Here is a 16,871-nt window from a genome sequence, read left to right on the forward strand (position 1 = left end):
TGCTTCGCGAGCTGTCAAACATCAAGACCCTAGGGTAGGTGAGAGAACCATATTTTTCAAAGTATTTTTTTTAGCAATGGCGTTCAAGATGTCTTGATGGTCACGAACCACATAGGCCCCTTCAAATAAAAGGTCAAGACTTCCTGCATAAGTAGTAACCATTGGCGGGCCAGGGACTACGTGTACATCAACGTGCTCCTTTAGAGCATGGTGAGCTGTCATAATAGTCCCACTTTTTTGAGATGCTTCTACAACTACGATAAACATCGCTGAACCCGCAATAAGTCGATTACGGCGATGAAAATTTTCACGGCGAACAATGGTTTCTGGTGGGAACTCAGATATTAATGCACCCTGGCTTTCTAAAATCCGCTCAAACATCAAATTATTGCCTTGAGGATAAGGAGTCTCTACTCCTCCAGGTAAAAAAGCCACGGTCTTTCCATTTGAATTAAGTGATGCCCAATGTGCTTCTGCATCGATCCCCCGAGCTCCCCCACTGATAATCGTGACCTCAGTGAGCTTTGGAATAACAGCTTGAACCCAGAGTCTTCCTAGATTGGTTGGATTTCTCGCACCAATAACAGCAATAGATGGCTTTTCAAAAACACTCAAATTACCTCGGCTAAATAAAATACCAGGGGGATGGTTAATGTTCTTAAGTGCTTGGGGGTAATTTTTTGAATCCCAATATGTTATTTGAAAACGTCCGCCTGATGAATGATCAAGCCATTTTGGAATTTGAGCTTTGTATTTTAGCCAATGACTTAGATTATTCTCTAACCAGTTTGCAGCTTTTGAAAAACCGCAGTGGGAAAGTAGGCGCGTCGTGATAGTAAAATCAGAGCCAAATTCGCTACTAATCTTTTCAGCATCGAAAACATTTAAGAATGGACATAAATTTGAAAACCACCACCATTGATTCATATGGCTTGAGGCAACTGCAATTACTCTTCTAGTCCTTCTTCAGCCTCTATTGCATCTGGCGTATCTTCGGTTCCGGTATCCGAATTATCATCCAAGTTTTCGGCCTCAACAGAGTTTGATGCACTCATTGCTGTTTCATCACCTGGAATGATGGCATCAAATTCAGCTACGATAAGGGCTGTTGAAACACGGCTTCCCACATGAACTACTTTGAGGGTGCCGATTGGTTTTGTATCGTATTTAACTATTGATTCTTTATTTCGAAGCCTTACATTTTTAATTACAGGAAGAAGCATTCCAACTTGCAAACCATCTTGCTCGCCACGATTTAAAAACACAACGTTATGAAGACTAAACACGCGGCGCTTTCCCCATTCACCATTGATGATCCGTGCAGCCACTGCACTTTGAGGACCCTCCACATCAAATTCAACACGGGTGATGTTTTGTCCGACGATCACATTATCGCCGATTCTAACAGGCAAAACCGTAAATTTAACAAGTGCTCTATAGGTATTCTCGTTGCCATCGATTGGTTCTACAATTTCAACTTCGGCACGTGTTTGGATTTCTACACCCACTTCGATATCATCAACTTCATCTTCAATAGGCCCGTTATCAGAAAACACAGTAAACATGTCTCCTGGTTGCGCTGCAGTTTTAAGTTTTAAGATTATAAATTGATAAGTTGATGCGACTGTGAGTCCACCTTCCATTTCAACTACTTTGCCTTGTGACGCCCAAAGTTTGTCTACAATAATTGATTGCACTGCACTTTTTGGAGCTGGCCCCATTTTATAACGACTTAATACTTCTGTAGAAAAACCATTGGTATCATATTGATCACCAAACCCTCTGTTCCAATCAGGAAAACTGGGTGGAATTTTCTTAAGAACAGGTTTTGATTTATATTTAGGTGGAATAACCACTGTTTGAAATACTTGAGCTCCAGGTTCAGTTGATTCTTCAGTCTGTGCCATGGGCAATGATTCAACTTCTGGTTCATCATTTGGTTTGTCAACATCAAGTCGCGGTGGAGACGTTGAAGAACCAGGTGAAAAACGAAGTGTGTTTCCAACTTTTATATTATGGGGATTTGTTATCGCATCGTTGAGTTGCCAAACCTTTGGCCAATAAAATCCATTTCCAAAAAACTTTGTTGAAATATCCCAAAGATTATCACCTTGCTGCATAACATATGATTCTGAAGATCTATTACCTGCAATTTGCGCCCAGGAATCATCAGAAATTTCTGATTTATTAAATTTCTCATAAATTCTGGCAAATCGATTTTCACTTTTTGCATCTTCACCGCTCACATTTTCAGCAGCCACTTGCCCAGCATTTTCATTTGCCGGAGGAGGAGATTCAGCTGTTGTTTCTTCAGGCGGTGGTGGTGGTGCAACTGATTCTTGGGTGTCAGGTAGCGGAGGTGGTGGTGCTTCGGCTTCAGCTGCAGAAGGTGTGGGTAATTCTTCTGGAGCAGGTATTGGCGTTTGTGTTTCAGGTGCAGGTTTTGCCTGCACAGGTGGCGCTACTTTTTTTGGTGGAACTTGTGGGGTTAGTTTATCTGAATTCTCTTCAGCCTTATCTAGACTGTCAAAATCAAGAAGTTCATCTTCACTTGGAATTTCTTGGCTTAGAGCGAAAGTTGAAAAACATAAAGTGCATGTGATGATAATCAGCCAAAGATTTTTCATTGAACTGTTTCGCCTCGCGCTAAATAAGCTTCAGATTGTGTAGCTTCACGACTCCCCGGGTAAAGCGCGACTACGTTATGAAGGGCTTCACGAGCCTCATCTTTGCGCCCTAATTTTTGATAACAAAGACCAAGTTTGTAAAGTGAGGCTACAGCTTTGTTACCGTCGGGATAATTCTTGTAAAGCTGTTCAAACTTAAGTGCTGCTTGAGTGAAATTTCCACGCTCATAAAAAGTATGAGCAAGTAGATAAAGCGCATTGTTAGTTATGGGTGAACTTTTGTAAGACTTAAGTAGAATTTCAACATCTTTTTGCAAATCATAAAGCTCAGGTTTTTTTGCATTAGCCAAAGCTCGAGCCCATAATCTTTCTTGTCCACTTAGATTACTTGCGGGGTTTTTTTCAGGTGCAGGTGCAGGTGCAGTTGTTATTACTGGAACCGTTTTCCCATTATCTAATTGATCTTTAAGGAGTAAGATTTTGTTATTAAGTTCTTCGATGGTTGCAGCTTGTTTGCCTTGAATTTTTTGAAGTTCTAAAACCTGATTTTTAATTTGGATTTGATCAGGCGATGTAACGCGCGATCCTCTGGTCATACAACCAGTCAAAGCCAACATGGCAATAATAAATAATATACGTTGTGTCATCTCAGAAGCCCTTTATCCTATCATTTAATTGTAAAGAGCTCTGGGTACAGACGCAAGACTCTAAGCACGATTAAATGGGAAAAACCGAGAAATCTTTCGAAGTTGCGTTTTCACTGTCGAATCAAAAAGCTCTTGCCAATTTACTTCAAGTTGCATTTCTTTGATTTTAGCAAGGCCATCGACATTTGAACTCTTAGGAGTTGCGGCTATTATTCTCTCAACTGGTATTTGGTCCTGGGTGCTGCGATTTTTTAACTTATTTAACGGATTACGCCCCAGTTTCTGTTTCTCTAACATGGCTTATTACCTCTTTTGCAAATTCAATGTATTCCGCACTTGACCGGCTCTGAGGAGCATAACTCAAAATACTTTTTCCGTGGCCGGAACTTTCTGCAATTTTAACGCTGTTATGAATTTTTGATTCAAAAACTTTTTCTCCGAATTGTTTCTTAAGCGCATCAAGAACTTCCCAATTAAGTTTTCGACGATTATCAAACATATTTGGAATAATTCCTAAAATTTCTAAACCTGGATTTCGATCATGAAGAGATTTTATAGTATTTTGAAGAAGGACTATTCCCTCAAGTGAGAAAAACTCTAATTGCACAGGTATGATCACAGACTCTGAAGCCACAAGACCGTTTACCGTGAGTAGATTAAGTGCTGGAGGGTTATCGATGATCACATAATCAAAATGTTCAACTACCGAGCTAATGGCGCGCTTGAGGATATATTCTTTATCAGGACGTGAAACTAAATAAAACTCCACACCCGCGAGCATCGAATCAGCTGCTAAGATGAAAAGATTTTCATTAATCTTTGTTAGCTGCGACATGTCTAAAATATTTTGAGATTTTCGCGTCACATAAATTTCATCGATAGTGAGTTGAGGAGGATTATCTTCTGAAAGAGCATAGCTTGTCAGATTACCCTGCGGGTCATTATCAATGAGAAGTACTTGAGAATTAAGTTCTGTGAGTGCCCATGCAAGATTGAAGGCGGTAGTTGTTTTTCCGACTCCACCTTTTTGATTTGCAACACTGATAATTGTGGCCATGATTGATTTGAAGAATTTTTGAAAAAACTAGCAAGATAAAAAGATTTTATATTGACTTCCTAACCGCATCCCAATAACTTGCTGTGACCTCATTACATTAAAATTTATCAAAAACTTGTGGATAAGTTTACAAGTATTGTTAATAAGTATCTTTCCGCGTGGTCAGACTATTTCTAACCCACATTGAACCTGATGCACTAAGTACTTAAAATTCTGAAACAAAATTAAAATCAAATTTTTAAATTTCACTTTTTTTCGAGTTATCCACAAACTTTGTGGAAAAAGACACTTTCAATGACCTAGACCCCACGTAGATTCAACATTCCAGCGAGTTGGTGCAAAAAGAGGCAGTCATTAAATGGCTAAAATGATTCGAAATTTTATCAGAACCTGGACTTAAGTTAAGTGTTTATGAAGAAATCTTAAATTCCGCCGGTAAAAGCCTTATCTGGCGTCACTTTCGTTTTAAAGCGTATCTGAGGCTATACCAAACCTTGCACTGGTACTGGTTTCATGAAAATGATTTCTTGGATCATCGGCTGCGCAATTCAAATAACCCTCATTAGATTCGACTCATTAAAGTGTCTTATAGTTTTTTCAAATTGGGTTTTTCTTAAATCTCAAAATTTTATCAGCCAAAATCCTAGCTCCTGGAATTGGCTTTATGAAGCTCTGCTCATTGGCAATCAAGACATGGTTAGAGCTAACCCTCTTATGCAATCATTTTTGATACTTGGCATTTATCATCTCATTGTCGTTTCAGGCAGTCATGTAGTGAATGTTCATCATTGGACGCGCCGTTTCACAATATTTTTACCCCAAAGTCTTACTCATCTAATTGTGACCATAGTTCTAATTGCCTTCACCTTTGCCAATCGCCTGCAAGCGTCTTGTGTGCGCGCAGTTATTCATTTGGGATTGGGCAAATTATTTAAAATTTCATCACTTGCACAAGCAGACTTGCAGTTTTTAACCACATGCGTGTGTCTTTTGTTAAGCCCTCAATGGGTAGAATCTCTTTCTTTTCAGCTATCAAGTGCTGCAAGTTTAGGTCTTTGTATTGCGGCATCACTTCAAATTCAAAACAGCTTTAAACGACGGTGCATGCAATCGCTTTTATGTACTTTGGTGATGACTCCCCTACTCTATAGTATTCAGCCATGCCTTTCATGGCTCATCATTCCGACAAACATTCTAGCTGCCCCTGTATTTGAATTCATTTTATTGCCTTTGAGTTTTTTAAACGTTGTTTGCCCGCTTTTAAGACCGATTTTAGAACCAGTACTAGAAATTTTATTTAACCTCACACGGTTTTTAAGTGAATTTGAAAACCCAGTTCTCTGCTTTGAAGAAAGGAATTTAAAAACATGGGGATTTATCTACGTAAGTATTGTTTATTTTTTATGGCGCTTATTATTACCTTCACTTACGCGATACCTATTTTGGAAAAGCCAACGCCAAAAACACAATTAAGAATTTGGAGTGTAGGCCAAGGGGATTTCATAAGCATAATTAATCAAAAAGAATGTCTCTTTATTGATGCGGGAGGAAGTATTGACGCATCACTGAAGATGCTTTTGTTTTTACGTGAATCGTGTCGAGAGAAGACGAATCATATTTTCATTTCACACTTTCACCGCGATCATTTGATGAATTTTGAAAGACTTAAAAAACATTTAAAGAAAGTAGAAGTTTATGTTTCAACTTCAAAGCCACAAAACTTTATGGGCAAAAAGTTTATGCATAAACTTATGTTGCACTCAGACTTACATATCATAAGCAATGGTTTTAAAAAGAAATTCTCTAAAGTTGATTTGAAATGTCTGTGGCCTCCGAAAAACTTTAAGCACTCTAAAGATGAAAATGACAACAGTCTTGTACTTTTATTAAATATCTCCGGGCTAAAAATCTTATTAACCGGAGATATTTCAAAAAAAGTTGAACGCAAATTAGAACTTCAACCAATTGATATTTTAAAAGTTGCACATCACGGAAGTAACACCAGTACAACTGATGAGTTTCTTGTAAAAACAAAACCAAAAGCGTGTGCTATTAGTGTTGGTGTGAAAAACACCTACGGGCATCCTCACCCAAAAGTTCTAAAACGATTGACACAAAATCATTGCATCCCTTTAAGAACAGATCAGTTGGGTTCGCTTGTTATGGATTTATAGGTTTTGTGCCTGCTAAGAGCTGATTTTTTCTAAACTACTGACATCATTTGCATCGATGTCTTTTTTATTACCATCATACAAAAATACAAGTCTACCGCGAACGCGGCCGTCTGAAGTGATACGTACATTGTGATCAGTGATATGACCTCTGAGGTATTTTCCGGCCTTAGTGATAATAAGAACAGTTGGTGTTGCTGGGCTTTGAGCGCCTTCTGGCAACACCAAACTGTCTACCAATTCAACAAATTCAAAACGCATTTGAGTATCGAATCACTTTTAGATTTTAAGTGGTTCGTAAGGTAAACCCAAATCGCGAGCTACTTGTTCGTAAACTACTTTGCCACGATAAACGTTTACACCTTTGTAAAGCGCTTTGTCTTTTGCACACGCTTCTTCAACACCCAAATTAGCCAGCATGATGGCGTATTTCAAAGTCACGTTTGTTAATGCGTAAGTTGATGTCCGAGAGAAAACTCCGGGCATATTAGGCACGCAATAATGAATGACTCCATCAACTTCAAATGTAGGGTCTTTATGACTTGTGGGCCTGCATGTTTCAATACAACCCCCTTGGTCAACAGCGATATCAACTACAACACTGCCCTTTTCCATTTGACCAATCATTTCACGAGTAACGAGATGGGGAGCTTTTGCTCCTGGAACAAGTACTGCACCAATTAACAAATCGGTTTCTGGTACAGAGCGTTCGATATTGGTGATGTTTGAATGCAGAGTTTGAACCTTGCTTCCGAACACATCATCTAAATATTCTAAACGACGAAGGCTAATATCTAAAATTGTAACTTGGGCACCAAGGCCGACTGCCATTTTAGCCGCATTGATTCCTGATACACCGCCACCAAGAATGGTAACTTTACCCCGTTGAACTCCGGGAACTCCGCCTAATAAAATACCTTTTCCACCGCGATCGCGTTGCAAATAAGATGCGCCCACTTGTGTTGCCATACGCCCTGCAACTTCAGACATCGGAACAAGTAGTGGAAGACTTCCGTCATCAAGTTGAATTGTTTCGTATGCAACCCCTTTGATTTTACGATCAAGGAGTGCTTTTGTGAGTACGGGTTCTGGAGCTAAGTGAAGATAGGTGTAAAGAATTTGATCTTCTCTGAGCATTGGGTACTCTTCAGGAAGTGGCTCTTTTACTTTTATGATCATATCAGCTTTGGCGTAGACTTCTTTTTTAGAATCAATAATCGTCGCGCCCGCTTTTTCATATAAAGCATTACTGATACCGCTGCCGATACCTGCGTCTTTTTCAACAAGTACTTTATGACCTTCTCTTACAAGGGCTTTAACGCCACTTTCAACAAGGCCAACTCGATTTTCGCTTTGTTTAATTTCCTTTGGTACACCTATAATCATGCTTGTCTCCTGGAACTTGTGTACGCTCAAAATAAGATACGCTACACGTTGAAGTTGAGTTTTGAGAGAGCCGATTCTATACTCACTATTTCGGAAACGTCAATGCTAAGAACACTATGTTTTATAATGATTTCAGGGCTTTTTTGGGTAGCAACAACTCTCGTTGCACTGCCACAAGCCTATGCCGTCCCACCTGAGGGTTTAGAGGCCTATGCACTTGGTGGCCGTGGAGGCAAAAACCAAAGCCTTCTCTACGTAAACGCTGGTTATGTGAACCCCTCTTGGCTTTCTGATTATGAAACATTTCAAACTTATGTGTCAGTGGGAAATCGGGCGGGAAATTACATTACAGCCGGGGGCCATGTCACAGCTGGAAACCGTTTCGCTGATCGCGATGGCTATTTTATCAGATACGATCAAACCTTTTATAACCAATCGATGTCACTCAAACTCACTCACATTGATTATCGCTACATCAATGCGGGTAAAAATATAATCTCTCTAAATTACAACGCAGGTTTGGGAATTGGTAAAACCGCAAAATTTTATTTTGCATTGGGAATGTACTACAGGTTTTCACTTAATAGTTGGAACACACCCACATGGAGCCCCACAAACTACAACACCGAAGATAAAGAGTATTACCCAGAGTTTTGCTTTGGTACAAAGTTACTTTTAAATGGCGACAATTATATTACCGTTGATCTCAATAACCGTGATGTTTTTAATTCTTACAACGGAGATAATCTAGCCTCAGATGTGACACTTAATCTTGTTTCAGGTAAGTCACTCACTTGGCGCCTCACCAGTAGCACTCGCTATTCAAGTTTGTTATCGGGTACGGCAAATGTTAACGAGCAGACTTTTTTGTTGGGAATAATGACCGGCCTTTAATGATGCACAACCTTTTTAATCACACCACCCTCAGCACTTGCCAGTGCATTAATGACGATAAATGCTTGAGCATCAATCTCATGTACAATTTTTTTAATCTCACCCACTTCTAAACGTGTAACAACACAATATAATATTTCTTGATCAACTTGGCTCTTACCACCGAAACCTCTAAGCACCGTTACGCCTCGACCCAACATGCCCGTGATTTTTTCACGAATTAAACTATTATGTGCAGATATAATTGTAATAGCTGTGAAACCTTCAAATCCGTTAACAACAAATTCTAAAGTTTTAGCAGCGGTCACGTAAGTAAGTATGGAGTAGAGAGCTTGATCTACTCCCAATAATGACAAGGCCACTAAAAATAGAACTATATTAAAACCTAAGATCACATCCCCGACCCTTAAGATGTGAACACGTTTACTAATTAACAAAGCTGCGATTTCTGTTCCGTCAAGTACAGCACCGCCTTTAATCGCAAAACCGATACCAGCACCAATGAAAAACCCACCAAAAACAGCTGTGAGTATGAGATCTTGAGTTATATCTGGAAATGGTAACACCACCAAAGTGAGTGCAAGACCTGCAATGGCTAGAGTACTACGAATTGCAAATGCACTACCAAGATGCCAATACGCAATAAAAATAAATGGGATGTTTACAAGTGGCAACCAAATCGAAAGAGGCAAAGATGTGGTTTTAGCTAAAAGCATTGAAATTCCGGTGACACCGCCATCAATAAAGTTACTTGAAAATAAAAATCCCTTAAGACCCAATGCCGCTGAAAAAATACCAATGACAATCAAGAAGGCATTTTTTGTTTCAAATAAAAATCGATTCCTCATTGAGTACAACACCACCCTACTACTTTTAATTATTATAAATTCACTTGCCGAATCGCAATTTCAGAGCCGTTGATAACTACTTTCACATAACCCACGCGATTACCGATATCGAGGATATTATTGCATGCACCGGTCACAAGATACCGGGTGCCACCAATAACTTGTTCACTATAGCCGTGGTAATGACCACCGATAACAAGTTTCACACTATATTCACGCATGATTGATTTAAAGACCGTGGCCTCTTCATCGCTTGAAAGTTTAAAAAGTGTTGAAAATTCTCCTGAAAAAATAGGAAAGTGCGTGACTATGATTTTAATGGGTTTTGTTGTCGTTTTTAAATCATTTCGCAACCAATTGAGTTGATCTTCGCCAAATGTTCCGTTTGCAGAATCAAGCATAATGATATGTGCATTACCGACGTTAAAAGAATAGATCGATCTACCAACAATGCGCTTATAGTTGTTCCATCCGCCAAAAAAAATATCGTGGTTACCGATTGCTGGATACACAGGGTGATTGCTTGCATTTATTTGCGCCATAAACGTTGTAAGTTCTGATTCGATTCCTGTGTTAGAATCATCTCCTGCGATAACCGCAAACGCATCACCATCTGCCCGACTATTTTGCAAAGCTCTGGCCATGACATTTCCACCTGAAGAACTTCCAATATGAGTATCACCCATTGCGGCAAAACTAAAACTCGTTGGATTTGCCACAGAGAGATCTGGAAATGTGCGAAGTCCGCTGTTCATGTTTTCCCAAAAGCGTTGCGTCACACCATCTATTTCTAGATTTGTGCATGCTCCATAGATGACGGCAAATCCAATGACAACTTTGAGAGCTAATTTTTCGGAAATCATTAAAAAAGCTTAGCCGAACTGAGATCTAAGGTAAAGATCTTCAAAACCTGAAGAGTAAGAAAGTGGACTTGAAAGTTCGATAATTCGATATGAATCTATCGCTGATAGGAGCTTTTGTACAAAACCATGCATAACGTCATGACCGGCTTTATGAAGTACGATGTGTCCTAATATGGGTGAACCCACCATGAGCAGATCACCAATTGCATCCATTGCTTTATGCCTAACAAACTCATCACTGTAACGTAGACCATCAGGGTTTAAAACATCGCGCTCATCTAATACAACAGCGTTATCAAGACTTCCACCCAGAGCTAAACCCTTTTTCTTAAGCGCTTCGACGTCTTTTAGAAACCCAAAAGTGCGTGCAGTAGAAAGCTCGCGGCTAAAAGTATGCTCGTTCACATCTAGTTCAATACGTTGACGTCCGATTTTTTGATGTGGAAAATCAATAACACAACTTAATCGATATCCATTGTGTGGAAGTGCGTATGCGTACTTATCACCTTGCGAAAAATAGATTGGCTGCGTGACATAATAATATTTTCTTAAAGCCCCTTGCTCAACAATTGCAGCTTCTTGAAGTGCCCTGAAATAACAATTCGCTGAACCATCACCAATGGGAAGTTCTGGGCCGTCAAGCTCGATAAAGAGATTATCAATTTGAAGAGCTGCGATGGCAGACATGCAATGTTCTACTGTAGATATGGCAAAAAGCTCACTGCCAAGAACAGTTGCCATTTGAGTTGCACGCACGTTTCTTGATTGGGCCCGTAATGCAGGCAAACCCGAAATATCTTTTCGTACAAAGTAAATGCCCGTATTTTCTGGAGCTGGTTTAAAGGAAATATGAGCACGAGTTCCTGAATGAAGCCCGATACCTTCAACACTTACTGCCTTTTGAATTGTTTTTTGGTAAACCATATCAATCTACTTATACGCAAAGTTTATGCCGTGAACTTGGAATCGTAATAATCAAGGTTAACACTTTGATATAACTGTGTTTAAGAAAATTCCAGACTATAGACTAGATTAAGAAATTACACATGTGTGTTGCAAAATAACAACACAGTTTTATGCATTTATGCATCAAATAAGTTACACAACATTCCGATCACTAAATTATGAGAATAACGACGAAGTTATTGACGCCAGAAATTTTAAATCAAAATAAAAAGCTAACTTTGTATTTTATTTGTTTAATCTCAACACTGGCTTTTACCGCCGGTTGTGCCAGCAATTCATACCGCGAAAATAATTATGACGATAATGCATTTTGGATCGGACAATCATCACCCGCCCCAAGAAGCACACCTCGAAAACCCAGCTCACAATTTTTTAACCGCTCATGTGAAGAAGACGGGCAATGGGGTCTTTACGGTGGTAAAAGATTTTCTTGTTACTACTCAGATTAAAAAAGTGATGACTGATTTTCTTCACGTTTTGCTTGCCCTAAAGCAAGTAGAGGTGAATTTGCAGGAACTTTAAAACCCATATGTTCATAAGCCAAAGGCATCGCACAACGCCCCCGTGAAGTTTTCATTACAAACCCTTCTTGAATTAAAAATGGCTCGTAAACATCTTCAATAGTTTCACGCTCTTCATTTATCGCAGCTGAGAGAGTATCAATACCTGTGGGGCCACCACCAAATTTTTCAATAAGCGTACTTAGGATTTTTCGATCCATGGAATCAAGCCCACGTGTATCTACCTCTAAAGCTTGAAGTGCAGATTTTGCGATTTTTAAAGTTATTTTGCCATCATTTTGAACTTGAGCAAAATCACGAACACGCTTGAGTAAACGATTTGCGATACGCGGAGTTCCCCGTGAACGTTTTGCGATTTCTTCAGCAGCATCATCGCCCAGCTCAGCTCGTAAGATGCCCCCACTTCGACGTAAAATTGTGACAAGATCTTTTGGCTCGTAAAATTCAAGTCGTGAAACAATACCAAAGCGATCTCTCAAAGGAGATGTCAACATACCCGCTCTTGTTGTTGCTCCAATGAGAGTGAATCTTGGCAATTGAAACTTCATCGTGCGTGCACCTAAACCTTCACCCGTAACCATATCTAAGAAAAAATCTTCCATTGCTGAATAAAGATATTCTTCAACGATTTGATTTAGACGGTGAATCTCGTCGATAAAAAGAATGCTATGGGGTTTTAAATTAGTCAAAATCGCAGCTAAATCACCTTTTTTATCAAGAGCTGGGCCAGATGTTGTTTTCATATCAACGTTCATGGTTTTTGCGATGATATGTGCAAGGGTTGTTTTACCAAGCCCCGGGGGGCCATAAAAAAGACAATGATCAAGTGCTTCGCTTCTTTTTTTAGCGGCTTCAATAAACACTTCAAGATTAGCTTTTACTTTTGTCTGCCCAGGAAAATCGCTTAGACTTTCAGGTCGTAAAGAACGTTCAAGCCCCGCATCATCTAGAGTTACTTCACTACTCGTTAGGGATTCAATATCTGTCATGTCACACCACTCATTTTTTTCATTAAATATTTCCTGATAAACCATTTAGCGCACTGCGAATGACTGATTGAATATCGTCCATCCAAACGTCTTCTTCTAAACCATCAAGTGTGCGTTCAATTTCATATGGCTTGTAACCCAAATGCGTAAGAGCTGATTGAACTTCTGCGCGCATTTTTCTCACACCCACTGACTTTGGAAGCTTTGTGGTTGGAGCTGCATTTTGACCATCGTCTAAAATAAGTTCTGATAATTTCCCTTTAAGTTTCACCACGACATGTTCTGCGGTTTTTTTACTGACTTTTGGTAATTTAGTTAATGATGCGACGTCACCCTCTTCAATTAAGTGAGCGAGATCGAACCATGAAGCCCCTGACATAATATTAAGAGCACTTTTTGGCCCTACGGAGTCTACTTTTATTAAAGATAAAAAAAGTTCTTTTTCTTGTGCCGATATAAAACCAAAAAGCGCGGCCCCTTCAGATCTGTATTGTGTATGAATAAAAAGTCTGCAGGCAGCACCTGTTTCACCAAGATTTTCTATAGTGTTTTTTGCACAAAACACTTCATACCCGACGCCTGAAACATCGACCACGAGGGCTGAGTCTTTTTTATCGATGATTGTACCGTTTAAAAAAGCAATCATGTTAACACTTCCAAATCTTTCATACGTTTTCGTGTCGTCGCGATTCTTACATGATGAATAGCAAGGGCTAAGGCATCACTCATGTCAAATCGTGCCATAGCTGGCAACCCTAAAAGAGCTTGCACAATAAATTGAACCTGCTCTTTTTCTGCTCGCCCATGACCAACAAGACTTGCTTTGATTTCAGTAGGTGCATATTCAAATATGGGGCACCCAAAACGAGCTGACTCATACAAACAAACACCACGGGCTTGGCCCAGTTTAGTTGCGCTGTCTGCATTTTTAGCGAAGAACATTTTTTCGATCGAAACTGCGTCGGGTTTATGTTGTTGAAATATTTCTTGAAGGCCAAGGCCAATATCTAAAAGTCTTTTGGGCATGGAATCTTTTTTATTTCCTTCAATCACACCAAACGCAATGCATCTAAGTACGCCATCTACTTCGCGCACAAGTCCATAGCCGGTAAAATGACTTCCAGGATCAATCCCAAGAACTAGCCCCATATTTATATATATCTATCACAAGGATCTTTTGTATGCCTATGGCAAAATGCAACAGCCTATGTTAGCGATTAAGTATGAACCAAGATGTGAGTTCATTTGTTGAGCGCTATCAGCTCATTTATGAACGAGACCCTCAATCAAAAGTTTTTGCACCCCTGGCTGAAGCTTATAGGCGCATGGGTTTGATTGACGAAGCCATAGATCTTGCAGAACGAGGCGTTAAAAGACACCCTCATTTTGCAAGTGGACGCGTGGCTCTTGGAAAATGTTTTTTCCAAAAACGCGAGTACCAAAAAGCCCTAGAAGAATTAAAAATCGCCGCCGATCTTTCACCTGAGAATCTCTTAGCTCACCAAATTATGGCCGACTGTTATTTAAAACTCAAAAAACCCACAGACGCATTAAATGCCTATAAAATGGTTTTATTTATAAATCCCCATGATGCACGAACCAGTGAAATCGTTCGGAAACTTGAAGATGAAGTATACGCTGAAGTAAAACCACAAACTTGGGCCGAAGAAGATTTTTCCATGGAAAAACTAGCTGATGTCGCTACAAAAGCCAACGCTGTGGGTTTTAAAAATTCTAAAAACAAGAATGATAAAACTCAAGACGTTGCACTTTCTACTTCATCAGAAGGTGCAGATTTTGAAAGAAATTTAGCACTCTTAGATACACGCATGAACCGTGGTGATTGGACCACAGCTTGTGATCATTTAGATCAGCTTTTAGAACTCTACCCTCAAAATAGTGAACTACTTAAACGTAAAACCCATATCGATGAACTCAGCCAAAATTCTTTTGATATTGGTGAATGGATCAGCCCTCTTCAAAGTAATGTGAAGAATAAAAAAATCGAAAAACTAGAAAATCTCTTATCTACCATCGATTCTCGCCGAAAAGCTTGATTTCAATCGCCTCCTCAGATACATCTGCTTTTCTCGCTACGGCGCATTTGGAGGATACATGGCATCAGTTTACGAAGTTTCAGATTTTAAACGAGGACTCAAAGTCGAAATCGATGGAGTCCCTTGGGAAATAACTGATTTTCAGCATGTAAAACCCGGAAAAGGTAACGCATTCACTCGCACAAAACTCCGCAATCTCATTACTGGCGCCAATCTTGAGAAAACATACAAGAGTGGTGAAAAATTCAATGTGCCCGACCTCATGCAAAAAGAGATGCAATTTCTCTATAAAGACGAATCTGGTTTTAACTTCATGGACACCACTAATTACGAACAGATCAATCTTCATGCTGAAAACGTAGGTGCTGCGGCTGATTATCTCCTTGAAAATTTGACGATCTATATTTTATTTTTTAACGGCAAGGCCATTGGTATTGACCTACCCAATAGTGTAGTTTTGACAATCGTCGAGACAGACCCGGGAGTTCGCGGCAACACAGTAAGTGGCGGAACCAAGCCCCTAAAGCTTCAAACAGGCCTTGTCATCAATGGCCCCCTTCATCTATCAGAAGGCGATAAGATCAAAGTCGATACACGGACTAATTCATATATCGAAAAAATGAATAAATAATCGCAATATTGCACCGCTTCAAATTCATCGCAGAAACTTAGCTAATTACGCCAAATCTTTGGCTATTTCTGTCATTGAGTGTCACGCCGCATCACGCGTAAAATAAAGTAGATAAACTGATTACATGAGGCGCAAGCAACATCGTCATGGAAGACATGGGTAACGCGCCGATTGAATCCAAAGATTTGGAACTTTGGATCAGTCGGCAAATGATTTCTGGTATTCAAACAAGCCAAATCGCCGATGAAATTATTCGTCAGTGGGAAAGTGCATCACTTTCTATTTCAGCTCAACATACGGCATCTCGTTTTTGCATTCTTAACGGCTATTACACTTCACTTATTCGAATGCTTCGAAAATTTTTGGCAGCTGGAACCGCTTTGCCGTGGGCTCATGTTATTGAAGTTGTCCTTACTGACAATGATCATATTCCAAAAGAACTTGTTGATTCTCTATTTATTGGAGCTACACGAGACAAACTTCTACTTTCAACTTCAGCACAAGCATTAATTCACAATGAAAAAGATCCACGTTGGCTCAAAATATTTGATTCAGAAATCAAAGAAAAAAATCTTGCTGCAGAGAAAAAACGCGACGCACTTTATCAAGAAGTACTTATTTTTAAACGAGAAGGGATGCATCGAGAACAACAAGATGTTGTTAAAAATATTTTAGCGATGTTTCCACAAGACCGTGATGCAAATCAACTCGCAGTAAAACATCAAGAACAATCACTTGATGAAACTTTGGCAAATATAAGACGCAATCACGATCGTCGCGATAAACCTAGATCCCTTAAAGAACCAGAAGTAAAATGGCCTAAACTCTCTACTCGCTTGGCAAAACTTAAAAAGCGTCTAAATCTTGAATCAGCCTATGAACTTGCAATTGGTCTTCATCAAATGGCCTTGCATCAAGATGCTCTTTTGATTTTAAGAACGCAAAAAAATAAATGGATGGATCGCGAAAGATGTTTTGAGATGGAATTGCTTTTGGCTGAAGGGCAATTTGCACAGGCATTAGAAAATTCTCAAAAAATTCTAAAAGAACAAATTGGCGATGCAGAATTAATTTTTACAGCAATTTATATTTCAGCAAAAGCATATAGGGGTCTTGAAGATTTCGAACAAGCCACCAGCATTATTCGAGGGCTCCTCAAACACCGCCCTGACTATAGAGATGCTCCGCTTTTATTACGGGAATGGGAGTCTTAG

General features: G+C 39.5%; 20 protein-coding genes. 7 read left to right on the plus strand and 13 right to left on the minus strand.

The features are described from left to right. Positions 1-21: 21 nt before the first annotated feature. From dprA to SGI74_06490, 5 genes are read right to left on the minus strand one after another with little or no spacing between them, the layout of a single operon-like run. On the minus strand, positions 22-927 hold the full coding sequence (dprA, locus tag SGI74_06470; GenBank protein MDZ4677140.1) for a DNA-processing protein DprA: 906 nt from the start codon (positions 925-927) through the stop codon (positions 22-24). Between the two features lie 20 nt (positions 928-947). After that, positions 948-2,627 (minus strand): LysM peptidoglycan-binding domain-containing protein, encoded by a 1,680-nt coding sequence (locus tag SGI74_06475; protein MDZ4677141.1) that lies wholly within the window; start codon positions 2,625-2,627, stop codon positions 948-950. After that, positions 2,624-3,274 carry a tetratricopeptide repeat protein gene (locus tag SGI74_06480; protein MDZ4677142.1) on the minus strand — a complete coding sequence of 217 codons (651 nt, stop codon included), beginning with the start codon at positions 3,272-3,274 and terminating at the stop codon, positions 2,624-2,626. The genes SGI74_06475 and SGI74_06480 overlap by 4 nt, the downstream gene beginning before the upstream one ends. A 60-nt stretch (positions 3,275-3,334) precedes the next feature. Next, positions 3,335-3,571 (minus strand): hypothetical protein, encoded by a 237-nt coding sequence (locus tag SGI74_06485; GenBank protein ID MDZ4677143.1) that lies wholly within the window; start codon positions 3,569-3,571, stop codon positions 3,335-3,337. After that, positions 3,543-4,331, minus strand: a complete 789-nt coding sequence (locus tag SGI74_06490; GenBank protein ID MDZ4677144.1) for a ParA family protein — start codon at positions 4,329-4,331, stop codon at positions 3,543-3,545. Before SGI74_06490 ends, SGI74_06485 begins: the two co-directional genes overlap by 29 nt. Positions 4,332-4,844: 513 nt before the next feature. Here SGI74_06490 and SGI74_06495 point away from each other — a divergent pair. Together SGI74_06495 and SGI74_06500 are read left to right on the plus strand one after the other, a co-directional pair. Continuing rightward, on the plus strand, positions 4,845-5,804 hold the full coding sequence (locus tag SGI74_06495) for a ComEC/Rec2 family competence protein (GenBank protein ID MDZ4677145.1): 960 nt from the start codon (positions 4,845-4,847) through the stop codon (positions 5,802-5,804). Continuing rightward, on the plus strand, positions 5,774-6,505 hold the full coding sequence (locus tag SGI74_06500; GenBank protein MDZ4677146.1) for an MBL fold metallo-hydrolase: 732 nt from the start codon (positions 5,774-5,776) through the stop codon (positions 6,503-6,505). The genes SGI74_06495 and SGI74_06500 overlap by 31 nt, the downstream gene beginning before the upstream one ends. 12 nt (positions 6,506-6,517) lie before the next feature. Here the strand turns inward: SGI74_06500 and SGI74_06505 are convergent, their stop codons facing one another. Further along, positions 6,518-6,763, minus strand: coding sequence for a hypothetical protein (locus SGI74_06505; protein MDZ4677147.1), 246 nt, complete (start codon positions 6,761-6,763; stop codon positions 6,518-6,520). An 18-nt stretch (positions 6,764-6,781) separates the two neighbouring features. Next, entirely contained in the window at positions 6,782-7,888 is a 1,107-nt protein-coding gene (ald, locus tag SGI74_06510; protein ID MDZ4677148.1) for an alanine dehydrogenase, read from the minus strand. A 126-nt stretch (positions 7,889-8,014) separates the two neighbouring features. On the opposite strand from ald, the gene SGI74_06515 reads away from it, so the two are divergent. Beyond that, positions 8,015-8,782 (plus strand): hypothetical protein, encoded by a 768-nt coding sequence (locus tag SGI74_06515; GenBank protein MDZ4677149.1) that lies wholly within the window; start codon positions 8,015-8,017, stop codon positions 8,780-8,782. Here the strand turns inward: SGI74_06515 and SGI74_06520 are convergent. From SGI74_06520 to lpxC, 3 genes are read right to left on the minus strand one after another with little or no spacing between them, the layout of a single operon-like run. Then, the gene (locus tag SGI74_06520) at positions 8,779-9,630 is read right to left on the minus strand and encodes a YitT family protein (protein ID MDZ4677150.1); all 852 of its coding nucleotides are present in this window, start codon (positions 9,628-9,630) and stop codon (positions 8,779-8,781) included. The genes SGI74_06515 and SGI74_06520 overlap by 4 nt on opposite strands. A 32-nt stretch (positions 9,631-9,662) precedes the next feature. Continuing rightward, positions 9,663-10,493 carry a metallophosphoesterase gene (locus SGI74_06525; protein ID MDZ4677151.1) on the minus strand — a complete coding sequence of 277 codons (831 nt, stop codon included), beginning with the start codon at positions 10,491-10,493 and terminating at the stop codon, positions 9,663-9,665. Between the two features lie 9 nt (positions 10,494-10,502). After that, complete coding sequence (gene lpxC, locus SGI74_06530) at positions 10,503-11,417, minus strand: UDP-3-O-acyl-N-acetylglucosamine deacetylase (GenBank protein MDZ4677152.1); 915 nt, start codon at positions 11,415-11,417, stop codon at positions 10,503-10,505. 221 nt (positions 11,418-11,638) lie between these two features. Here lpxC and SGI74_06535 point away from each other — a divergent pair, with 221 nt between their 5' ends. Next, positions 11,639-11,908 (plus strand): hypothetical protein, encoded by a 270-nt coding sequence (locus SGI74_06535; protein ID MDZ4677153.1) that lies wholly within the window; start codon positions 11,639-11,641, stop codon positions 11,906-11,908. Here SGI74_06535 and ruvB read toward each other — a convergent pair. The 3 genes from ruvB to ruvC are packed head-to-tail and all read right to left on the minus strand — an operon-like array spanning position 11,905 to position 14,118. Continuing rightward, the gene (ruvB, locus tag SGI74_06540) at positions 11,905-12,969 is read right to left on the minus strand and encodes a Holliday junction branch migration DNA helicase RuvB (protein MDZ4677154.1); all 1,065 of its coding nucleotides are present in this window, start codon (positions 12,967-12,969) and stop codon (positions 11,905-11,907) included. The two genes, SGI74_06535 and ruvB, sit on opposite strands and share 4 nt — an antisense overlap. Before the next feature lie 22 nt (positions 12,970-12,991). Then, complete coding sequence (gene ruvA / locus SGI74_06545; protein MDZ4677155.1) at positions 12,992-13,615, minus strand: Holliday junction branch migration protein RuvA; 624 nt, start codon at positions 13,613-13,615, stop codon at positions 12,992-12,994. Beyond that, positions 13,612-14,118: a crossover junction endodeoxyribonuclease RuvC gene (gene ruvC / locus SGI74_06550; GenBank protein ID MDZ4677156.1), complete on the minus strand. Its 507-nt coding sequence runs from the start codon at positions 14,116-14,118 to the stop codon at positions 13,612-13,614. The genes ruvA and ruvC overlap by 4 nt, the downstream gene beginning before the upstream one ends. Positions 14,119-14,192: 74 nt before the next feature. Here ruvC and SGI74_06555 point away from each other — a divergent pair, with 74 nt between their 5' ends. The 3 genes from SGI74_06555 (at position 14,193) to SGI74_06565 (ending at position 16,871) form a co-directional block, all read left to right on the plus strand. Beyond that, the gene (locus SGI74_06555) at positions 14,193-15,026 is read left to right on the plus strand and encodes a tetratricopeptide repeat protein (protein MDZ4677157.1); all 834 of its coding nucleotides are present in this window, start codon (positions 14,193-14,195) and stop codon (positions 15,024-15,026) included. A gap of 58 nt (positions 15,027-15,084) precedes the next feature. Then, positions 15,085-15,657, plus strand: coding sequence for an elongation factor P (efp, locus tag SGI74_06560; protein ID MDZ4677158.1), 573 nt, complete (start codon positions 15,085-15,087; stop codon positions 15,655-15,657). Positions 15,658-15,812: 155 nt separating this feature from the next. Continuing rightward, positions 15,813-16,871 carry a hypothetical protein gene (locus tag SGI74_06565; protein ID MDZ4677159.1) on the plus strand — a complete coding sequence of 353 codons (1,059 nt, stop codon included), beginning with the start codon at positions 15,813-15,815 and terminating at the stop codon, positions 16,869-16,871.

This window comes from Oligoflexia bacterium, from assembly GCA_034439615.1.
Classification (GTDB): Bacteria; Bdellovibrionota; Bdellovibrionia; order JABDDW01; family JABDDW01; genus JAWXAT01.

Coding starts and splice junctions, on each gene's coding strand:
- dprA (MDZ4677140.1), bottom strand. CDS start 927: ATGAATCAATGGTGGTGGTTTTCAAATTTATGTCCATTCTTAAATGTT.
- SGI74_06475 (MDZ4677141.1), bottom strand. CDS start 2,627: ATGAAAAATCTTTGGCTGATTATCATCACATGCACTTTATGTTTTTCA.
- SGI74_06480 (MDZ4677142.1), bottom strand. CDS start 3,274: ATGACACAACGTATATTATTTATTATTGCCATGTTGGCTTTGACTGGT.
- SGI74_06485 (MDZ4677143.1), bottom strand. CDS start 3,571: ATGTTAGAGAAACAGAAACTGGGGCGTAATCCGTTAAATAAGTTAAAA.
- SGI74_06490 (MDZ4677144.1), bottom strand. CDS start 4,331: ATGGCCACAATTATCAGTGTTGCAAATCAAAAAGGTGGAGTCGGAAAA.
- SGI74_06495 (MDZ4677145.1), top strand. CDS start 4,845: ATGAAAATGATTTCTTGGATCATCGGCTGCGCAATTCAAATAACCCTC.
- SGI74_06505 (MDZ4677147.1), bottom strand. CDS start 6,763: ATGCGTTTTGAATTTGTTGAATTGGTAGACAGTTTGGTGTTGCCAGAA.
- ald (MDZ4677148.1), bottom strand. CDS start 7,888: ATGATTATAGGTGTACCAAAGGAAATTAAACAAAGCGAAAATCGAGTT.
- SGI74_06515 (MDZ4677149.1), top strand. CDS start 8,015: ATGATTTCAGGGCTTTTTTGGGTAGCAACAACTCTCGTTGCACTGCCA.
- SGI74_06520 (MDZ4677150.1), bottom strand. CDS start 9,630: ATGAGGAATCGATTTTTATTTGAAACAAAAAATGCCTTCTTGATTGTC.
- SGI74_06525 (MDZ4677151.1), bottom strand. CDS start 10,493: ATGATTTCCGAAAAATTAGCTCTCAAAGTTGTCATTGGATTTGCCGTC.
- lpxC (MDZ4677152.1), bottom strand. CDS start 11,417: ATGGTTTACCAAAAAACAATTCAAAAGGCAGTAAGTGTTGAAGGTATC.
- ruvB (MDZ4677154.1), bottom strand. CDS start 12,969: ATGACAGATATTGAATCCCTAACGAGTAGTGAAGTAACTCTAGATGAT.
- ruvA (MDZ4677155.1), bottom strand. CDS start 13,615: ATGATTGCTTTTTTAAACGGTACAATCATCGATAAAAAAGACTCAGCC.
- ruvC (MDZ4677156.1), bottom strand. CDS start 14,118: ATGGGGCTAGTTCTTGGGATTGATCCTGGAAGTCATTTTACCGGCTAT.
- SGI74_06555 (MDZ4677157.1), top strand. CDS start 14,193: ATGAACCAAGATGTGAGTTCATTTGTTGAGCGCTATCAGCTCATTTAT.
- efp (MDZ4677158.1), top strand. CDS start 15,085: ATGGCATCAGTTTACGAAGTTTCAGATTTTAAACGAGGACTCAAAGTC.
- SGI74_06565 (MDZ4677159.1), top strand. CDS start 15,813: ATGGGTAACGCGCCGATTGAATCCAAAGATTTGGAACTTTGGATCAGT.